14 protein-coding genes are annotated in these 18,797 nt (G+C 71.6%); 3 read left to right on the top strand and 11 right to left on the bottom strand.

The annotated features are described in order from the left end of the window. Nucleotides 1-27: 27 nt before the first annotated feature. Both ACEXOR_RS05370 and ACEXOR_RS05365 read right to left on the bottom strand, forming a co-directional pair. Complete coding sequence (locus tag ACEXOR_RS05370; RefSeq protein WP_374848370.1) at nucleotides 28-1,071, bottom strand: ketopantoate reductase family protein; 1,044 nt, start codon at nucleotides 1,069-1,071, stop codon at nucleotides 28-30. Nucleotide 1,072: 1 nt separating this feature from the next. Beyond that, on the bottom strand, nucleotides 1,073-2,290 hold the full coding sequence (locus tag ACEXOR_RS05365) for a pyridoxal phosphate-dependent aminotransferase (RefSeq protein ID WP_374848369.1): 1,218 nt from the start codon (nucleotides 2,288-2,290) through the stop codon (nucleotides 1,073-1,075). A gap of 181 nt (nucleotides 2,291-2,471) precedes the next feature. On the opposite strand from ACEXOR_RS05365, the gene rpsT reads away from it, so the two are divergent. Next, nucleotides 2,472-2,732 (top strand): 30S ribosomal protein S20, encoded by a 261-nt coding sequence (rpsT, locus tag ACEXOR_RS05360; protein ID WP_374848367.1) that lies wholly within the window; start codon nucleotides 2,472-2,474, stop codon nucleotides 2,730-2,732. A 105-nt stretch (nucleotides 2,733-2,837) separates the two neighbouring features. Here the strand turns inward: rpsT and holA are convergent, their stop codons facing one another. The 4 genes from holA to leuS form a co-directional block, all read right to left on the bottom strand. Next, complete coding sequence (gene holA / locus ACEXOR_RS05355; protein ID WP_374848366.1) at nucleotides 2,838-3,884, bottom strand: DNA polymerase III subunit delta; 1,047 nt, start codon at nucleotides 3,882-3,884, stop codon at nucleotides 2,838-2,840. A 105-nt stretch (nucleotides 3,885-3,989) separates the two neighbouring features. Continuing rightward, on the bottom strand, nucleotides 3,990-6,398 hold the full coding sequence (locus tag ACEXOR_RS05350; RefSeq protein WP_374848365.1) for a ComEC/Rec2 family competence protein: 2,409 nt from the start codon (nucleotides 6,396-6,398) through the stop codon (nucleotides 3,990-3,992). A 55-nt stretch (nucleotides 6,399-6,453) separates the two neighbouring features. Then, nucleotides 6,454-7,233: a ComEA family DNA-binding protein gene (locus ACEXOR_RS05345; protein WP_374848364.1), complete on the bottom strand. Its 780-nt coding sequence runs from the start codon at nucleotides 7,231-7,233 to the stop codon at nucleotides 6,454-6,456. Nucleotides 7,234-7,296: 63 nt separating this feature from the next. Beyond that, nucleotides 7,297-9,903 (bottom strand): leucine--tRNA ligase, encoded by a 2,607-nt coding sequence (leuS, locus tag ACEXOR_RS05340; protein ID WP_374848363.1) that lies wholly within the window; start codon nucleotides 9,901-9,903, stop codon nucleotides 7,297-7,299. Nucleotides 9,904-10,119: 216 nt separating this feature from the next. On the opposite strand from leuS, the gene ACEXOR_RS05335 reads away from it, so the two are divergent. Further along, a complete protein-coding gene (locus ACEXOR_RS05335) occupies nucleotides 10,120-11,028 on the top strand; it encodes an aminotransferase class IV (RefSeq protein WP_374848362.1) in 909 nt (302 codons plus the stop codon). Between the two features lie 64 nt (nucleotides 11,029-11,092). On the opposite strand, the gene cydC is transcribed toward ACEXOR_RS05335, so the two are convergent. From cydC to ACEXOR_RS05315, 4 genes are read right to left on the bottom strand one after another with little or no spacing between them, the layout of a single operon-like run. Further along, nucleotides 11,093-12,748, bottom strand: a complete 1,656-nt coding sequence (gene cydC / locus ACEXOR_RS05330; protein WP_374848360.1) for a thiol reductant ABC exporter subunit CydC — start codon at nucleotides 12,746-12,748, stop codon at nucleotides 11,093-11,095. Beyond that, the gene (gene cydD, locus ACEXOR_RS05325) at nucleotides 12,745-14,562 is read right to left on the bottom strand and encodes a thiol reductant ABC exporter subunit CydD (protein WP_374848359.1); all 1,818 of its coding nucleotides are present in this window, start codon (nucleotides 14,560-14,562) and stop codon (nucleotides 12,745-12,747) included. Before cydD ends, cydC begins: the two co-directional genes overlap by 4 nt. A 4-nt stretch (nucleotides 14,563-14,566) precedes the next feature. Next, on the bottom strand, nucleotides 14,567-15,589 hold the full coding sequence (gene cydB, locus ACEXOR_RS05320; RefSeq protein WP_374848358.1) for a cytochrome d ubiquinol oxidase subunit II: 1,023 nt from the start codon (nucleotides 15,587-15,589) through the stop codon (nucleotides 14,567-14,569). Between the two features lie 9 nt (nucleotides 15,590-15,598). After that, the gene (locus ACEXOR_RS05315) at nucleotides 15,599-17,011 is read right to left on the bottom strand and encodes a cytochrome ubiquinol oxidase subunit I (RefSeq protein ID WP_374848357.1); all 1,413 of its coding nucleotides are present in this window, start codon (nucleotides 17,009-17,011) and stop codon (nucleotides 15,599-15,601) included. 154 nt (nucleotides 17,012-17,165) lie between these two features. Between ACEXOR_RS05315 and ACEXOR_RS05310 the strand changes: the two genes are divergently transcribed. Next, a complete protein-coding gene (locus tag ACEXOR_RS05310; protein WP_374848355.1) occupies nucleotides 17,166-17,864 on the top strand; it encodes a DedA family protein in 699 nt (232 codons plus the stop codon). On the opposite strand, the gene ACEXOR_RS05305 is transcribed toward ACEXOR_RS05310, so the two are convergent. Then, entirely contained in the window at nucleotides 17,861-18,796 is a 936-nt protein-coding gene (locus ACEXOR_RS05305) for an ABC transporter substrate-binding protein (protein ID WP_374848354.1), read from the bottom strand. The two genes, ACEXOR_RS05310 and ACEXOR_RS05305, sit on opposite strands and share 4 nt — an antisense overlap. Nucleotide 18,797: the final 1 nt, after the last annotated feature.

The raw sequence follows: 18,797 nt of genomic DNA, 5'->3' as shown, positions 1-18,797 counted from the left end.
CGGCTCGGCGGGCCGGCAGCGCGGGGGTCAGCGCGGGAGGGTGGCCACGGTGGATGCCACGTCGGCGGGGGCGAGGAAGTGGCCCTCGCGCTCGACGCGGTGCACGAGGGCGGCGAGGGACGCGTTCACGGGGGCCTGGCGGCCGAGGGTGCGGGCGGCAGCCACGACGGCGCCGTTGAGATGGTCGATCTCGGTGAGCTGACCCCGGCGGATGCTCTGCAGAGTCGACCCCGGGTTCGGGGTCGGTCCCATCCGTCTGGCCATCAGGCGCGGCAGCAGCCGGGCCAGAGGGTGCGGGGCGAGCTGGAAGGCGCGCAGGAGCGGGTCGCTGAGGCCGAGGAGCGGCTCGAAGCGCACGCCTGCGGCCCGGGCCACGGCGACCGCCTCGCGCATGCTCGAGGTGAGCACGGCGCGCAGCCGCGGATCGGCGATCGTCTCCTGCACCGGCAGGCCGGTGATGGCGGGGAGGGCGTTGATCTGGTTGACGATCAGCTTCGTCCACTGCGCGCCCTCGAAGTTCGCGGTGGTGGCGATCGGCAGCAGCGGCGCGAGGGTGGCGCTGGCGAGGTCGAGAGCAGCGCGGGCGGCGGCCCCGGACCGTGGGTCGAGGCCGGGAGTCGTCGGCAGGCCGAGGTAGGTGGTGGCCGGGGTCGTGATCGAGACCTCGCCCGGGGAGAGGTACGACGCGGCGAACAGGGCCAGCGCACCCACGACCGGGGTGGCCGGCAGGTGGGCCGCCGCCGCGGCGGCGCCGCCGAGTCCGTTCTGCACGACCACGAGCGGGACGCCTTCGAGGGCGGCGGCGTTCGCCGAGAGTGCCGCCGCGGCATCCTGGGCTTTCACGGTCAGCAGGGCGAGGTCGTACGGCGCCCCACGATCGACGGCCAGCAGAGCGGATGCGCGGGGCCGGGCCCGATGCTCACCCCAGTGCCCCGAGAGGTGCAGCCCCTCGGCGACGATCGCGTCGAGCTGGGCACCGCGAGCCGTGAGCGAGACGTCGTGGCCGGCGCGGTCGGCCAGGGCGGCTATGACGCCGCCGACGGCTCCGGCACCGATGACCGCGAGGCGCACGTCAGGAACCTGCGGCGGTGGCGGCGGCCGCGGGGGCCCCGGCGACGGGGACTGTGACCGGACCAGGGGCTTCGGACGGCGCGGGGAGGCGTCGGATGCCCTCGAGGAGGTCGGCGGTGGAGGCGGCGGCACAGAGGCGGATCCAGCCCTCGCCGGTTCGGCCGAACGCGCTCCCCGGGGCTACGGCGACGCGCTGCTCGATCAGGAATCGCTCGGCCCAGGAGGCGACGTCGCCGGCGCTGGCGTGGGAGACGTCGACCCAGAGGTAGAACGCGCCCGTGGGTGCGAGGTGGTGGATGCCGCGCTCGGTGAGCAGGGCGACCGCGGCGTCGAGGTTGGCGCGGTAGTGGGCGGCCGCATCCGTCACCGGTTGCTGCGACCCCGTGAGGGCCGCCGTGACCGCACGCTGGGCGGGCGTGTTGACGCAGCTGATCATGGCCTCCTGGGCCGCGCGGAGCAGCGGAGCGAAGCCGGGCGGCGTGAGCAGCCAGCCCACGCGGGCACCGGTGAGGGCGAAGGTCTTCGACGCCGAGAACACGGTGAGCACGCGGTCGGTGGCCGAGGGCGCGAGGGCGGCGAGGCTGATGTGCTCGACACCGTAGGTGAAGCGCTCGTAGACCTCGTCGCTGATCACCCAGAGGTCGTGGCGCTCGGCGAAGTCGAGCAGGGCCGTGAGGGTCTCGCGGTCGAACACGGCGCCAAGGGGGTTCGACGGCGAGTTCACGATGAGCACGCGGGTGCGGGAGGTGACGAGGCGGTCGAGCTCGTCGAGGTCGGGGGTGAAGCCCGCCGCGGGGCGGAGCGGGTACGGCACGGGCACGGCCGAGACGAGGTGCGCGTTCATCGTGAAGGTGGTGTAGCCGGGGTCGGGCACCAGCACCTCGTCGCCCGGGTCGAGCAGCAACGACATGGCGAGGTAGAGCCCCTGTGTGGCGCCGGCGGTGACCCACACGCGTTCGAGGTCGGTGACGATGCCGTTCTGTTCGGCCACCGTGGCCACGATGGCCTCGCGCAGCTCGGTGATGCCGCCGTTGGGGGTGTAGTCGGTGTCGTCGGCCTGCCAGGCGGCGGCCCCCACCTCGAGGGTCGCGGGGTCGACCGCCACGTCGGGTTCGCCCACCACGAGGTAGATCACGTCGTCGATCGAGTGGGCCAGTTCGAAGAGGCGACGGATGCCCGATTGCGGGACGGTGTCGGTGTGGGCGGCGAGGCGTGGCATAGGGTTCAACGGTACCGCGTGCGCTCAGATTGTCTGGGCGGGATCCACCTGGTAATGTTGCCTGTTGGCTTACGCATCCGCGCGATCAGTTGGGTGCGAACAGCGAGTGGCTCCATCCGCGGCCCGGCCGCAGCGGACCAATCGCACCGCACTCATCCGAACAGATACAGAGGTTATTTCCGTGGCAAACATCAAGTCGCAGATCAAGCGCATCGGCACCAACAAGAAGGCCCAGGAGCGCAACAAGGCCGTCAAGAGCGAGCTCAAGACCGCCATCCGCGCCACCCGCGAGGCCGTCGTGGCCGGCGACAAGGACAAGGCCGCCTCGGCCCTGGTCACCGCCGCCAAGAAGCTCGACAAGGCCGCCTCGAAGGGCGTCATCCACAAGAACCAGGCGGCGAACCGCAAGTCGGCCATCGCCAAGCAGGTCGCGTCGCTCTGAGCCATTCGCTTCGAGCGTCGTCTCACGCTGAGTAGGGCCCCGCTTCGGCGGGGCCCTTTCTCGTGTGGCCGGGGGCGGGGTGAGCGTCTGCCTCGTCGCCGCAGGTCAGAGGGTGCCGCGGGACGAGATGACGCTCACCATGTGCTCGAGGGCGAAGACCGGGTCGCGCCCGGCCCCCTTGATGCTCTCGTCGGTCTCGGCGAGCACCTGGATGCTCCGGCCGAGGCCCTCCCCCGTCCAGCCCGAGAGGTCGCGGCGGGCGCGATCGATCTGCCAGGGCGCCATGCCGAGCTGACCGGCCAGCTGCCCCGAGCCGCCGCGGGTGCCGAGCACCTTCGCCATGGTGCGGAGCTTCATCGCGAAGGCCGCCACGATCGGGACCGGATCGGCCCCCGAGGCCAGAGCGTGACGCAGCAGCGCCAGCGAATCGCCGTAGGCGCCCCCGATCGCCGAGTCGGCGACGGCGAAGGCGTTCGTCTCCACACGCCCGGCGTAGTAGCGCTCGACGGTGACCTCGGTGATCTCCTCGGCCGAGTCGGAGGCCAGCTGCGCGCAGGCCGCCGAGAGCTCGGCCAGGTCGTCGCTGAAGGCGGAGACGAGCGCCCTGATCGCCCCGGGCGACACCCTCTTGCCCGCCGCCCGGAACTCCGCCGACGCGAACTCGTACTTGTCGGAGTCGCGTTTGAGTTCGACGCAGACGACCTCGATCGCCACCCCCGCTGCCGCGCGGACGGCTTCGAGGAGCTTCTTGCCGCGCACCCCGCCGCCGTGCCGAAGCACGAGGTAGGTGTCGTCGGCCGGATACGCGAGATACGAGATGACGTCGTCGATGAGGGCGTCGGTGCACTTCTCGACCCCACTGATGCGGATGAGCCGGGGCTCGCCGAACAGCGACGGGCTCGCGAGCGACAGCAGCTCCCCCGGACCGTACGACGACGCCTCGATGTCGGAGATCTCCAGGCTCGGATCTTCGGCCTTCACCAGGTCGCGGAGCTGACGGATGGCCCGCTCGGCCAGGAACGACTCGGTGCCCGACACCAGCACGACGGGAGCGGGGCGAATCTGGTTCCATTCGAGCTGGGGGATCGCCACTTTCGCGCTGGGCTTCGCTGCCGTCTTTGACGACGAGCGGCTTCCGCGTGCGACGGCCATGACCACCTCTTCCCGATCGCCTCCAGCCTAACGAAGACGTCCGACCCCGGCGCCGCGACCGACCCCTGTCCCCCGGCCCCGGCGCCGGGCCTCGGGCCCACGCGATCACGGCGGCACCGCGCGCTCCGTCCAGACGGTGAGCGCGCCCGGCGTGCCCGCCACCACGACGAGCCCCGCGAGGTCGGTGCGCAAAACCCGGGTGCCCGTGCGCCCGAGGATGCCCAGGAGCGCGTCGGTCGGATGCCCGTACGTGTTGTCCGCCCCCACCGACACCACGCCGAGGGTGGCGCGCGCCTCGGCGTAGAGCGCCTCGCTCTGGTCGGCGCTGCCGTGATGGGCGACCTTCACGATGTCGACCGGGGCGACAGCCGAGATGGCGTCGACCCCGCGCTGGGCGAGCTCGCCCAGGTCGCCGAGGAACAGCATCCGGATCGTGCCGGTGAACATCACGGTGACGCTGGCGTCGTTTCCCCGGAGCGGGGAGTCGGGGCGGGGCCAGAGCACGTCGTAGCGGTCGTGGCCGAGGGAGCCCGTGAGCCCCCGGCGGGCCGGGATGACGGCGGCGCCCGCCTCGCTCAGCCGGGCGAGCATCCGTTCGTCGCGGGCGCCGTCGGGCGGTCCGACCAGGGCGCGGTCGACCCGGCCGACCACGGCGTCGAGCCCACCGACGTGGTCGCGGTCGTAGTGGGTGAGCACGAGCAGGTCGATGCGGCTGATGCCGAGGCGCTCGAGGCACTCCGCGAGCGCCTCGGGCTCGGGCCCCACGTCGACCAGCGCGACCTCGTCGGCACTCCGCACGAGCACGGCATCGCCCTGCCCGATGTCGCACGCCGCGAGCTGCCAGTCGCGCGGAACGGATGCGGACCGGCCGAGCTGCCCGCCGGCAATGGCTCCGGCCGTCACCACCAATCCCAGCACGGTGACGAACGCACCGATGCGAGCTCGGCCCGGGCGGCCCGGCGCCCAGAAGGCGGTGGCCGCCACGACGAGCAGGGCCACCGCCGCCACGACGGCTGCGGCGACGCCGTCGGGAACCGGGATGGCGGCGACCGGGGCGGCAGCGAAGAAGCGGGCCACCGCGGCGATCCAGGCGGAGGGAAGCCACGGCAGCCAGGCCAGCCAGGCGGCGAGGCCCGGAGCGACCACGGCGGCGATGCAGACGATCAGGCCCAGCACGCTCACCAGCGCCGCCGCCGGCTCGGCGAGGAGGTTGGCGGGCAGCGTGTAGGGCGTGAGCTGCGGTGCGAGCAGGAACAGCACCGGTTGGCAGGCGAGCTGGGCGGCGACCGGTACGGTCAACGCCAGTGCCAGCGGCCGCGGCATGATGCGGGCGGCCACGGCGGCCAGGGGGCGGGTGAGCACGAGGAGCCCGGCTGTCGCGAGCACCGAGAGCGCGAACCCGGCGCTGCGGCCGAGCGCCGGGTCGAGCGCGAGCAGCACCACCACCGAGAGGGCGAGCGGTGGGAGGCCGGCCCCCGGTCGCCCGGCGGCGAGCGCCACCAGCACGATCACCGCCATGGTGGCGGCCCGCAGCACGCTGGGCTCGGGTGTGACGAGCACCACGAACAGACCGAGAACCACGACCGACACGGTGATACGCAGACGCCGGCCGAGGCCCACCGCTCCCCCCACGAGCATCACGGCGGTCACGACGACGGCGCAGTTGGCGCCCGACACCGCGGTGAGGTGGGTGAGGCCCGACACGGTCATGTCGTCGACCAGGTCGTCGGCCACCAGGCTGTCGTCGCCGATGGCGAGCCCGGTGAGCAGTTGTGCGCCGTCGCCGGGGAGGTGGGCGGTGGCGGTGCGGAAGGCCTCGCGCACGCCGCCGGCCCAGCCGAGGTACCAGGGCGGGTCGGCGACGACGGCCGGCGGTTCACGGGCGAAGAGCAGGAAGTCGTGCGATCCGCCCGGCGGTTCGGGGCTGAGCGACCCCCGCACACGGAAGGTGCTTCCGATGCGGAACGCATCGGGATCGGCGAGGGAGGCGAACACGAGCGTCGGCGCCCGCGCGGCAGTCGCCCGGCCGGCGGCGGTGAATTCGCGCAGCACCGCACCGATGGTGAAGCGCGAGGGCGGTGAGGTCTCGCCGGCGGCGACGGATGCGCCGTCGTCGGCGTCGAAGAAGCCCGCCTGAGCGGCCTCAGGTACCCCAGTGACCACGAGCACCGCGTCGCCGGCGATCGGCCGCCCGAGCTCGAGCCCGTCCGGCCGACGCACGCCGTCGCCCGCGAACACCGCCGTCGCCACCAACGCCACCGCCCCCACCGCCATCGCCCCCGCCGGCACCGCCCGGCGCACCCGAACCGGGCCTCCGCCCAGCGACGCCCTGCCCAGGCCGCTTCCGCGCTGCGACCGGCCATCGCGGCGCGACAGCAGGACGAGCAGCAGCGCGAGCACCGCCGCCCACCCTCCAGCCGCGACGACGGCCGACCACTCCGGCGATGCGCCGAGGAACCACACGACAGCCCACGCACCGACCGCCGACGGAACCAATCGCAGATCGATGGTCATCGCGCCCCCGCGGCCCGCACGTCGCGAACCCGGCGCCGAAGCTGATGCCGCGCCATCACACCGTCACCAGGGGGCGGAGGTTCTCCAGGGTCTTCTCTCCGATGCCGGGCACCTGGAGGAGGTCGTCGACCGAGGTGAACGGGCCGTTCGTGCTGCGGTACTCGACGATGCGGGATGCCATGGCGGGGCCGATCCGCGGGAGGGCGTCGAGGTCGATCTCGGAGGCGGCGTTGAGGTTGATGAGAGCGCCGCCCGACGGGCCGGGCCCCGCTGAGCCGGAACCCGCCGAGCCCTGGCCGCCGGCCGCCGCACCGGGCGGGGCCGCCTCGGGCGGAGCCTCACCGACAGCGAGCACGCGCAGCTGCTCGCCGTCGGTGAGCGGGCGCGCCAGATTGATCGAGCCCGCCTCCGCGGTGGGGAGGAGCCCTCCGGCCGCGGCGACCGCGTCGACCACCCGAGACCCCTCCGGCAGCTCGTAGACGCCCGCGGAGGCGACCGCCCCGAGCACGTGCACGAGGAGCACCGAGCCTCCCGCGACAGGGCCGCCCGACGGTGGCACCCCCGATGCCGCCGCGCCGCCGGCCGGCGGCGCGGAAGCACCACCGGGCGCAGCCGCCGGTACCGCCGGTGACGGCGCGGACGTGCGCGCATCCGACACCACCGTCGTGGCCCCCACCGGGGTGAGCGCCGTGATGAGCACCGACGCCACCAGCGCCGCGACGACGAGCACGATCGCCGCACCGACCCCGACGCGCACGCGCACCGACGGCCCGACCGGTTGCGTCGACTCCGACCGCGCAGAGACGCCCGGCGGGGCGGGTTCTGAGGCTGACATCCCGTCACCCTACGAACCCGCGCCCCGCCGGGCGTCACCCGCGCGAGATCTGTGGAGAAACCCCTACGACGCCGGCCTGGTGACGAAGTTGATCAGGCGAGGGGGCCGCGACACCACGGTCACGATCGTGCGGTCGCCGATGGCGCGCTGCACGGAGGCCAGCTCGCGGGCGGTGGTCTCCAGCGCCGCGCCGTCGATCTTCGGCGACACCTCGATGCGGTCGCGCACCTTGCCGTCGATCTGCACGACGGCGGTGACCGCGTCTTCGGTGAGCAGCGACGGGTCGGCCTTGCGCCATCCGTAGTTCGCCACCGAGGGCTCGTACCCGAGCCGCGCCCACATGTCCTCGGCCGTGTAGGGCGCGAACAGCGACAGGCCGAGCGCGATGGTCTCGACCGCCTCGCGCACCGCGGGGTCGGCACCGCCGGGGCCCGAGTCGATGGCCTTGCGGGCCGCGTTCACGAGCTCCATCAGGCGGGCCACCACCACGTTGAACTTGAACGCCTCGATCAGGCCCGGCGCCTCCGCCAGGAACCGATGGGTCTGCCGGCGCAGGGCACGGTCGCCGTCGCGCCAATTCACCGTCGGCGGAGAGGTCACGTCGCCCACGAGCCGCCAGGCCCGCGCCAGGAACTTCGCCGACCCGGCCGGCGACACGTCGGCCCAGTCGATGTCGTCCTCCGGCGGACCGGCGAACGCCATCGTGAGGCGCACCGCGTCGACCCCGTGCTCGTCGAGCTGGTCGGAGAGGCGGACGAGGTTGCCCTTCGATTTCGACATCGCCGAGCCGTCCATCAGCACCATGCCCTGGTTAAGCAGCGCACTGAAGGGCTCGGTGAACGACACGTAGCCGAGGTCGAACAGCACCTTGGTGATGAACCGCGCGTAGAGCAGGTGCAGGATGGCGTGCGTCACGCCGCCCACGTACTGGTCGACGGGCGCCCACTTGTCGACCTCGCGCGGGTCGAAGGCCTTCGTCTCGTCGTTCGGCGAGAGGAAGCGCAGGAAGTACCACGAGCTGTCGACGAAGGTGTCCATCGTGTCGGGGTCGCGGCGGGCCGGCGAGCCGTCGACGGGGTTGGGCACGTTCACCCAGTCCTCGGCGGCGCCGAGCGGCGACGAGCCCTTCGGCGTGAGGTTGAGCCCCTCGGTGGGCGGCAGCTCGACCGGCAGCTGATCCTCGGGAACCGCGTACTCCTGCCCATCCTCACCGTGGATGATCGGGATGGGCGTGCCCCAGTAACGCTGGCGTGAGATGAGCCAGTCGCGCAGGCGGTAGTTCTTGGCGGGCCGGCCGGTGCCCGCCGCCTCCAGCATCTCGATGATCTTGCGGATGGCGTTCGACTTCGACAGCCCGTCGAGCGAACCCGAGTTGATCAGCCGCCCCTCGCCCGCGAGCGCGATGCCCGTGGTGCCGGGGTTGAGGTCTTCGAGCTCGGGCAGGTCGTCGGGGTCGAGCACCGGGATGACGCCGGTGACCGGTGCCAGGGTGTCGACCACGACGCGCACCGGCAGCCCGAACGCGCGGGCGAAGTCGAGGTCGCGCTGGTCGTGCGCGGGAACGGCCATCACGGCGCCGTGGCCGTAGTCGGCGAGCACGTAATCGGCGGCCCAGATGGGCAGGCGCTCGCCGTTCACCGGGTTGATGGCGTAGCGCTCGAGGAAGATGCCCGTCTTCGGCCGGTCGGTGGCCTGGCGCTCGGTCTCGGACGACTTCTGCACCTCGGCGAGGTATTTCGTGAACCGGTCACGCACATCCTGCGACGGCGAACCGGCCGCCAGCTCGATGGCGAGGTCGGAGTCGGGTGCCACCACCATGAACGTCGCGCCGTAGAGCGTGTCGGGGCGGGTGGTGAACACGGTGACGGGCTCGTCGCGGCCCTCCACGGCGAAGTCGACGTCGGCGCCGATCGAGCGACCGATCCAGTTGCGCTGCATGGCGATCACCTTGGCGGGCCAGGTGCCCTCCAGCTGGCGCAGGTCGTCCAGCAGGCGGTCGGCGTAGTCGGTGATGCGGAAGTACCACTGGGTGAGCTTCTTCTTCACCACCACGGCGCCGGAGCGCTCGGAGGTGCCGTCGGGCAGCACCTGCTCGTTGGCGAGCACCGTCTGGTCCACCGGGTCCCAGTTCACCCAGCTGGCCTTGCGGTAGGCGAGGCCCTTCTCGTACATCTTCAGGAACAGCCACTGGTTCCACTTGTAGTACTCGGGGTCGGACGTGTGCAGCACGCGGTCCCAGTCGAACGACGGGGCGTAGCGCTTCATGCTCACGCGCTGCTGCTCGATGTTGTCGTAGGTCCACTGCCGCGGGTCGAGGCCGCGCTTGATGGCGGCGTTCTCGGCGGGCAGGCCGAAGGAGTCCCAGCCGATGGGGTGCAGCACGTTGAAGCCCTGCTGGCGCCAGTAGCGCGCCACCACGTCGCCGAGCGCGTAGGCCTCGGCGTGGCCCATGTGCAGGTCGCCCGAGGGGTAGGGGAACATGTCGAGCACGTATTTGCGGGGGCGCTTGTCGCCCTCGATGTCGGTGCGGAAAGGCTTGATCTCCTCCCACACCGGCGACCACTTGTCTTGCAGCGCCCGGAAGTCGTAGCGTTCGGCGCCGTCACGCTCGTCGGCGTGCTGGTCGGCGGCGGCCTGATCGGCCGGGGCAGAGGGGTTCTCGGTGACCACGTGACTCTCAATTCATCGCTTGCGCAGGCGAACCACCGGTGCGGGCAGGTCTGCCAAGGGGGTGGGTCGCTCGGACGGCGCGCTCGAGGGCGCACCAGATGTCAACAGTAGCGAATCCCCGCCTGTTCCCGCCGGGCGGCCGGTTCACCGCACGCGGCGGGGGCGACGGATGCCGGTGGCCGACGCTGCCCGCTGTACTACCGTGGGGAGCATCCGATGAGAGGAACCGACCCCGTGGCCGACGCTCCCGCGACCTTCGCCTGGCACGGCGGCGCGCTCGTCGAGACCGAGCTCACGGCCCATCGCGGCCTCGCCGTGGCCGACTCCTGGTACGTCTCGCCCGAGGGACGCACGCGCGCCATCGACGCGCATCGCGACCGCTTCCTCGCGGGAGTGGTCGAACAGGCCGACCGCCTGGCCGCCGAGACGGGCGTCGACCCGGGTGAACGGATGCTGGCCGGCGCCGAGCGCTTCTGGGGTGCCGCCATCGGCCGCCTGCGCTCGTACGGCGGCAGCGCCCTGTTCCCGCGGGTCGAACTCGCGCTGCTCGATGCGGACGGTGCCGCCGGCTCCCCCGCGGGCGCCAGAGCCCCCGGCGACCCGGCTCCCGCCGCCGCCGACCTCCTCGAACTCCGCCTGCGCGTGCGGCTCGCCCCGCGCCTGCGCACCAGTACGGTGCTCGCCACCCACGACGGCCCCGATCCGCGCACCACCCCGCGCCTGAAGGGTCCCGACCTCGAGCCCCTGCTGGCCCTCCGGGCTGCCGCACTCGACGACGGCGCCGACGAACTCGTGCTGCTGCGCGACGGCCTCGTGGTCGACGGCAGCACCTCGGCCCTGCTGTGGTGGCGCGGAGAGACGCTCGTGGCGCCGGCCAGCGATCTGCCGCGCGTGGCCAGCGTGACGGCGCGGAGCATCCGTCTGATCGCCACCGCCACCGGCGTGCCCGTGGTGGAGGAGCGCGCGCGGCCCGCCGACCTCGAGGGCTGCGAGGTGTGGTCGGTGAGCGCACTGCACGGCATCACGGTGGTGGAGGGCTGGGTGGGCGGCCCCACGCTCGTGGCGCGCCCCACGCGGGCCGCGAGCTGGCGCCGCCGACTTGCCGCCCTCAGCCGCCCCCTCTAGACCGGTTCCGTCACTTTTCGCCCCAAAAGACCCGTTTTGGGGCGAAAAGTGACGGATCTGGTTCTCAGAGGGGGGGCGCGAGGTCGAGGGTGCGCGTCACGAGCGCGGGGTCGATCGGCGTGTGCGAGATGAGCAGCACGGCACGGTCGTCGGATGCGGCGGCTCCCAGCAGGTCGGCCACGAGCGCGTCGGCCCGGTCGGGATCGACGTTGGCCGTGGGCTCGTCGAGCACCAGCACGGGGAAGTCGGCCAGCAACGCCCGCGCCAGCGCGATGCGCTGCGCCTGCCCGCCGGAGACGAGGCCGCCGTGCTCGCCCACCCGGGCCGTGAGCCCGCCGCGGGCGCGCATCCATTCGCCGAGGCCGACCCGGTCGAGCACCGCCTCGAGCTCGTCGTCGGTGGCCGTGTCGCGGGCGAACAGCAGGTTCTGGCGCAGGTCGTCGTCGAACAGGTGCGGCCGCTGCTCGCAGAGGCCGACGACCGTGCGCACGGCGTCGGCCGGGTAGTCGCGCACGTCGTGGCCGTCGAGCCGGTACGAACCAGAATGGTCGAGGAAGCGCACCAGCACGTGCGCGAGCGTGGTCTTGCCGGCGCCGCTCGCGCCGCGCACGAGCACGCGGTCACTGGGCGAGAGGCTCAGGGTAACGGGCCCGAGCGCATCGGCGTCGGCCCCCGGCCAACGCGCCGTCACGCCGTCGAGCTCGATCCGCACCGGTGCGGTGGGGGCCGGCCGCACTGCCGCCGGGCCGTCGACCGGGATGCCCGCCGGCACCTCGTCGGGCACCACCGAGGCGATGCGGTCGGCACTCGACCGCACCTGCCGCCATGCGCCGGTGGCGAGCGGGATCATGGCGAACACCTCGAACGCCGCCATCGGCACCAGGGCGACCACGGCGAGCGCCGGCCCGTCGAACCCGCCCGAGCCGAGCATCGGCACCCCCACCACGAGGGCGAGCACCGTGGCCATTCCCGCGAACAGCGTGACGCTGGCAGCCGTGACCCCGGCGCCGATCGCTCGACGTCGCAGCGCACCGGTGAGATCGCGGTCGACGCTCGCGAGATCGCGCCGGGCGGCGTCGGCGGCACCGTAGGCGGTGAGCACGTCGAGGTGGGTGAGGTAGTCGGCGATCTCGGCCTGGTGACGGCCCCGCAGTTCGGCGATCGAGCGCTCCGCCCGGCCCGAGAGCGCGGTGTTGAGCACCGTTCCCACCAGGAAGGCGGCCAGAAGCGAGGCAGCGAGCACCAGCCCGGCTGCGGGCAGCAGCAGCCACACCACCACCACGATCGCCAGTGCGGTGAGGCCCGAGACCACGATGGGCTGCACCACCCGCAGCGGCAGGTTCTGCTGCTCGTCGACGTCGGAGACCAGACGGCTGAGGAGGTCTCCGCTGCGCCGCGAGCCGAGACCGTCGGGGGCCACGGGCACGAGCCGCTCGTACACGCCCACCCGCAGGTCGGGCAGCGTGGCGAACGCGGCGTCGTGGCTGACCAGCCGCTCCAGGTAGCGGAACGACGCCCGCCCGAGCGCGAACGCCCGCACCCCCACCATCGCGGCCGAGAGGAACAGGATGGGCGGCTGCTCCGCCGCGCGCGTGATGAGCCAGGCCGACACCGCCAGCAGTCCCACCGCGCAGAGCGCACTGAGAAGGCCGAGCACCACCCCGGGCGCGAATCGCGCCGGCCGCGGCTGCGCCAGGCGCAGCACCTCGGCCCGCCTCACGACGACACCACCTGAACGGTCGGCGATGCGAGCGCGGGCGCCGTGTCGGGCCCGACGAGCGGCGAATCGTCGCTCCGAGCCCCGTCGGAGGTCTCGACCGCCTCGAACACGAGCTCGGCGTCGGCCGCGTCGATCACGGCCTTCCGATGGCTCACCACGACCACCACGCGCCCCTCGTCGGCCAGGGCGCGCAGACAGCGGATGAACTCGGCCTCTGTGGCCGCGTCGAGCGCCGATGTCGGCTCGTCGAACACCACGACGTCGCTGCCGAGCGCACGCGCCCGGTAGACAGCCCGGGCGCTGGAGACGCGCTGCGCCTGACCTCCCGACAGCCCCTCGCCTCGGGGGTCGACGTTCTCCTCGAGTCGGATGGCGCCGGCTCCCACCAGATCCAGCGCCTCCCGCGCGCGGGCCGGGTCGGGCGCATCCCGGCCGAGGCCCACGTTCTGCAGCACCGTGCCTTCGACCAGCGAGGCGCTCTGCCCCGCCCAGGCGAGCCAGGGCCGGGGAACGGCGTCGCCGGTGACGTCTCGGCCGTCGAGGAGGATCCGCCCCTCGGTGGGCACGAACCCGAGCAGCGCCGCCACGAACGACGACTTGCCGCTGCCGCTCGGCCCGGTGACCGCCGTGACCTGCCCTCGGGCGAGGCGTGCGGTCAGGTGCGGAAAGGCCTCCGTCTCGCCGTACCGCACCGCCAGCGCTCGCACCTCGAGCCCCGAGACCTCATCGCCACCGACATCGACCCGTTCGCCAGGCGCGGAGGAGGGCACGGAGCCCGACGCCGGGCCCGACGCGGAGCCGGACGCCGAAGCGGGCACCTGTGCAGGCGAGCCCGCGGCCGGAGCGGCCGGAGCCGCCGCCTCCGCGGCATCCAGGATCTCGAACACGGCCGTCGACGCCGCCACCCCGTCGGCGGCCGCGTGGAACTGCGCCCCCACGTTGCGCAGCGGCAGGAACGCCTCGGGGGCGAGCAGCAGCACGAACAGGCCGACGCCCAGCGCCAGGCTGCCGTCGATCAACCGCACCCCGATCGACACCGCCACGAGCGCCACCGACAGGCTCGCCGCGAGCTCCAGCGCGAACCCGCTGAGGAACGACACCCGCAGCACCCGCATGGTCTGCGTGCGGTACTCCTCGGTGACCGAGCGGATGCGGGCGGCCTGGCGGTGCTGCCGTCCGAACACCGTCAACGTCGACAGCCCGCTCACCACGTCCAGGAACGCGGTCGACAGCCGCGTGAGCTTCTCCCACTGCTTCTGCTGCACCGCCTGGGTCGCCCAGCCGATGAGCACCATGAACACCGGGATGATCGGCAGCGTGAGGGCCACCGTGAGACCCGAGACCCAGTCCTGCCACCAGATCACCACCACCACGAGCGGCATCGCCAGAGCCGTGAGGATGAGCTGCGGGAGGTACTTGGAGAAGTAGGTGTCGAGGGCGTCGAGGCCGGGGCCGACCGTCACCCCCACCGCCGTGCTGTTGCGCGACCGCAGCCAGCCGGGGCCGAGAGCGGTGACCGCATCGAGCACCCGGCGCCGCAGCTGGCTCTTCACCACGGCGGCACCGCGGGCCGAGTTGACCTCCGCGAGCCAGCCGAGCACGAACCGCAGCGCCACCACGCCGGCGAGCGCGCCCAGCAGTGCGCCGAGCTCGGTGAGGGATGCGCCGGCGATGGCCCGCACGATCACCTGCGTCACGAGCCAGGCGAAGGCGACGATGGTGCCGGTCTGCGCCAGGGCGAGCACCCCGCCCGCGGCGAAGAACGCCCGGGCCGAGGCGGCGTACTTCAGGAGCCGGGGGTCGACAGGTCGCACGGTACTAGTGTGCGCCCTCCGCCTGAACGGTCTCGACCGGGATGTGCGCCCGGGTGACGCGCCTGCGGAACACCCAGTAGGTGAAGCCCTGGTAGAGCAGGATGAGCGGCAGGAAGATCAGCGCCACCCAGCTCATGATCTGCAGGGTGTACGCCGACGACGAGGCGTTCTCGATGGTGAGGCTGTTCGCCGCGTCGTTCGAGGCCGGCATCACGTCGGGGAACAGGCTCGCGAACAGGCTCAGCACGGCCAGCCCGATCGTGACGGCCATGAGCCCGAACGCGAAGCCCTCGCGCCCGCGCAGGTTCGCCAGGAACGAGGCGATCAGCGCCACCGCCGCCACGGCCGCGAACACCGCCGAGAGCAGACTGCCGAAGGCGAGCGTCGTCCAGAGCAGGAACACGGCGGCCACCACGATGGTGATGGCTCCCGAGCGGGTGGCCAGGCGGCGGGCACGCGCACGGATCTCGCCATCCGTCTTCAGCGACACGAACACCACCCCGTGGGTGAAGAACAGCAGCAGCGTGGTGAGGCCGCCGAGCAGCGCGTAGGGGTTCAGCAGGTCGAAGACCGTGCCCGTGTAGTCGTGGTTGGCGTCCAGCGCCACGCCCTGCACGATGTTGGCGAAGGCGACGCCCCAGAGGAAGGCGGGCACGGCCGAGCCGACCACGATCATCCGGTCGAAGCGGGTCTTCCAGGCCTTCTCGGGCCGCTGGTGACGGTACTCGAACGAGACGCCGCGGAGGATGAGCGCCAGCAGGATGAGCAGCAGCGGCAGGTAGAAGCCGCTGAACAGGGTGGCGTACCACTCCGGGAAGGCGGCGAACAACGACGCTCCGGCCACGATCACCCAGGTCTCGTTGAGATCCCAGACGGGGCCGATGGTGTTGATGAGCACGCGCCGGTCGGTGTCGTCGCGACCGAGGAAGGGAAGCGACATCCCGACACCGAAGTCGAAGCCGTCGAGCACGAAGTAGCCCACGAAGAGGAAGGCGACGATGCAGAACCAGAGGATGGTGAGGTCCATGATGCTCTCCTAGTAGACCGTGGCGGCGTGCTGCAGCTCGCCGGTCTCGGGGTCGGTCTCCGGGGGCGCGTCCGGCCCCTTCTGGATGGCCTTCTTGATGAGCCGGAACTCGACCACGGCGAGCGTGCCGTAGATGGCCGTGAAGGCCACGAGCGAGATCAGCACGTCCAGGCCCGAGATGCCGGGCGACACCGCGTCGGAGGTCTTCAGCAGGCTGAACACGATCCAGGGCTGCCGGCCCATCTCGGTGAAGATCCAGCCCACGATCATCGCGCCGAGCGAGAGCGGGAAGGCCCAGATGGCAACACGCCACATCCAGCGCCACTTCGGGTCGCGGCCCTTGCGGGTGAGCCAGAGGCCCACCACGGCGATCACGACGTGCAGCATGCCGAGGGCGATCATCCAGCGGAAGGCCCAGTAGGTGATCCACACGGTGGGCGTGTAGTCGCCGGGGCCGTAGGCCTGCACGTACTGCGCCTGCAGGTCGTTGATGCCCTCCACCGTGCCGTCGAAGGTGTGGGTCGACAGGAACGACAGCAGGTACGGGATGCGGATGGAGAACAGCTCGCTCGTGCCGTCGGGCGTGCCGAGCGTGAAGATCGAGAAGGATGCCGCAGCCCCCGTGGAGGTGTTGTACAACGCCTCGGCCGCCGCCATCTTCATCGGCTGCGTCTCCACCATGGCGAGTCCGAGCTGGTCGCCGCTCAGCACGGTGAGCGCTCCCGCGATCACCATCATCCAGAGCCCGAACTTCAGCGCCGGGCGCATGGTCTCGAGGTGCTGGTTGCGGTAGAGGTGCCACGCGGATGCCGCGATGATGAGGCCGGCCGTCACCATGAAGCACGCGAAGATGGTGTGCGGGAAGGCAGCCAGCGCCACCTTGTTGGTCAGCAGGGCCCAGATGTCGGTGAGCTCGGCCCGGCCCTTGGCCTCGTTGATCTGGAAGCCCACCGGGTTCTGCATGAACGCGTTCGCGGCGATGATGAAGTAGGCCGAGAGCACGCTGCCCACCGCGGCGGCCCAGATGCTGACCAGGTGCAGCTTTCGCGGCAGCCTGTCCCAGCCGAAGATCCAGAGGCCGATGAAGGTGGCCTCCAGGAAGAACGCGAGCAGTCCCTCCAGCGCGAGCGGGGCGCCGAACACGTCGCCCACGAAGCGGGAGTAATCGCTCCAGTTCATGCCGAACTGGAACTCCTGCACGATTCCGGTGACGACGCCCATCGCGAAGTTGATCAGGAAGATCTTGCCGAAGAACCGCGTGAGCTGCAGGTACTTCTCTTTGTCGGTGCGCACCCAGGCCGTCTGGAAGATCGCGACCGTGACCGCGAGGCCGATGGTGAGGGGCACGAAGAGGAAGTGGTAGATCGTCGTGAGACCGAACTGCCACCGGGACAGGATGAGGGGGTCGAGCAGTTCGTTCACGCGGAACTCCTAGCGCGGAAAGGTGAGGCCACGCTGCCGTCGCAGTGGATTGCGACACACCTATATTAGCTGCTTGTATACAAGCCTCCAAACCCATCGGGGATTCCCATGGTTGCACCGCTAGAGTGGCGGGCATGCGGTGTGGAATACAGGCATGAACGAGGCGCTGTCCTGGATCCTGGATACTGTCCAGTCAGTCGATCCCCTGGTCAGGACGCTATTGGCGGGCATCGCGATCATGCTCGAGACGAGCGTGCTGGTCGGGCTCGTCGTTCCGGGCGACAGCGTGGTGCTGGTGGCGTCGACGGGCGTCGAGGGGCCGGTTGAATACACGTCCATGGTGGCCGTGGTGATCGTCGGAGCCCTGATCGGCGAGAGCGTCGGCTTCGCCATCGGGCGCTGGTTCGGGCCGAGACTCCGGGCCTCGCGGCTCGGCCGGCGCATCGGCGAGAAGAACTGGGTGCGGGCCGAGACCTATCTGGCGCGGCGGGGTGGGCTGGCCGTCTTCCTGTCGCGCTTCATCCCGGTGCTGCACTCGCTCATCCCGCTGACCGTGGGGATGAGCCCGATGAGCTACCGCCGGTTCATGACCTGGACGGTGCCGGCGTGCATCCTCTGGGCGTTCGCCTACGTCTCGGTGGGCAGCGCGGCGGCCGGCGGCTACCGGGAGCTCTCGACCGAGCTGCACGGGGCGGGTTACCTCTTCGTGGCCGCCATCGCCCTCTTCGCACTGGGGGTGTTCGGCGTGAAGAAGATCATCAACAAGGTGGAGTCGCGGCACATGCAGGAGGCCCCGCCCTCCCACGTCGACGACGGGGAGGACGGGGCCTCGACGGGCTCGCGCGACTCCTAGAAGAGTGCGACCTTCTCGAGCCAGTTCTTCGCGATGGTGTCGGGCGACTCCTGATCGTTGACGCTCTGCGAGTTGAGGTCGACCAGGTCGGCGGCGGTCAGGGCCGCGGAGACCTTGTTGATGACCTCTTTGACCTCGTCCGTCGCCGCATCCGCGTTGATCAGGGGAACGACGTTCGATGCCAGGAAGAGGCCCTTCGGGTCGTCCAGCGTCACGAGGTCGTTCGTCTTGATGTTCGGGTCGGCCGAGTAGATGTTCACCAGCTGCACGGTGTTCGCCTTCAACGCCTGGATGGTGAGCGGTCCGCCCGAGTCCTCGATCGGCGTGAAGCCGACGGTGACGTCGTAGGTGCTCTTCAGGCCATCGGGGCCGTAGGGCCGCGTGGCCAGCTCGGAGTTGCCGCCGAGGGTCAGCGGGGTCGTGACCTTGGCGAGGTCGGCGAGGCTGGTGACGCCGTTGGCCTCGGAGAACTCCTTGGTGACGTTGTAGGAGTCCTGGTCGGTGGCGGGCGACTGGTCGAGCACCTCGAGACCCTCGGGCAGCGCGCCGGCGAGTGCGGCGTAGACGTCGTCGCTGGTCTTGGCGGTGGTCTCGGGGTCGTAGTACTGCAGCAGGTTGCCGGAGTACTCGGGGAACAGCTGCACCTCGCCGCTCTCGAGCGCGGGGAGGTAGGCGTCGCGCTGGCCGATGTTGAACTGCCGGGTGACCTCGACGCCATTGGCCTCGAGCGCCTGGGCGTAGATCTCGGCGATGATCTCGTTGGAGTAGTAGGCCTGCGAGCCGATGACGATGGCTCCACCGTCGGTCGAGCCCGCGGCCGATGAGGAGGAGGTGTCGAGCGGATCTCCCGACGAGCACCCTGCCAGCGCCACCGCCGCGCTGACCACGACTAGCCCTGTGACGAGCCGGCCTTTCCTGATTGCTGTGAACATG

The sequence above is a fragment of the Herbiconiux liangxiaofengii genome (assembly GCF_041927335.1).
Classification (GTDB): domain Bacteria; phylum Actinomycetota; class Actinomycetes; order Actinomycetales; family Microbacteriaceae; genus Herbiconiux; species Herbiconiux liangxiaofengii.
The sequence above is the reverse complement of the archived record's forward strand: the minus strand, read 5'-3'. Positions and strand labels throughout refer to the sequence as shown.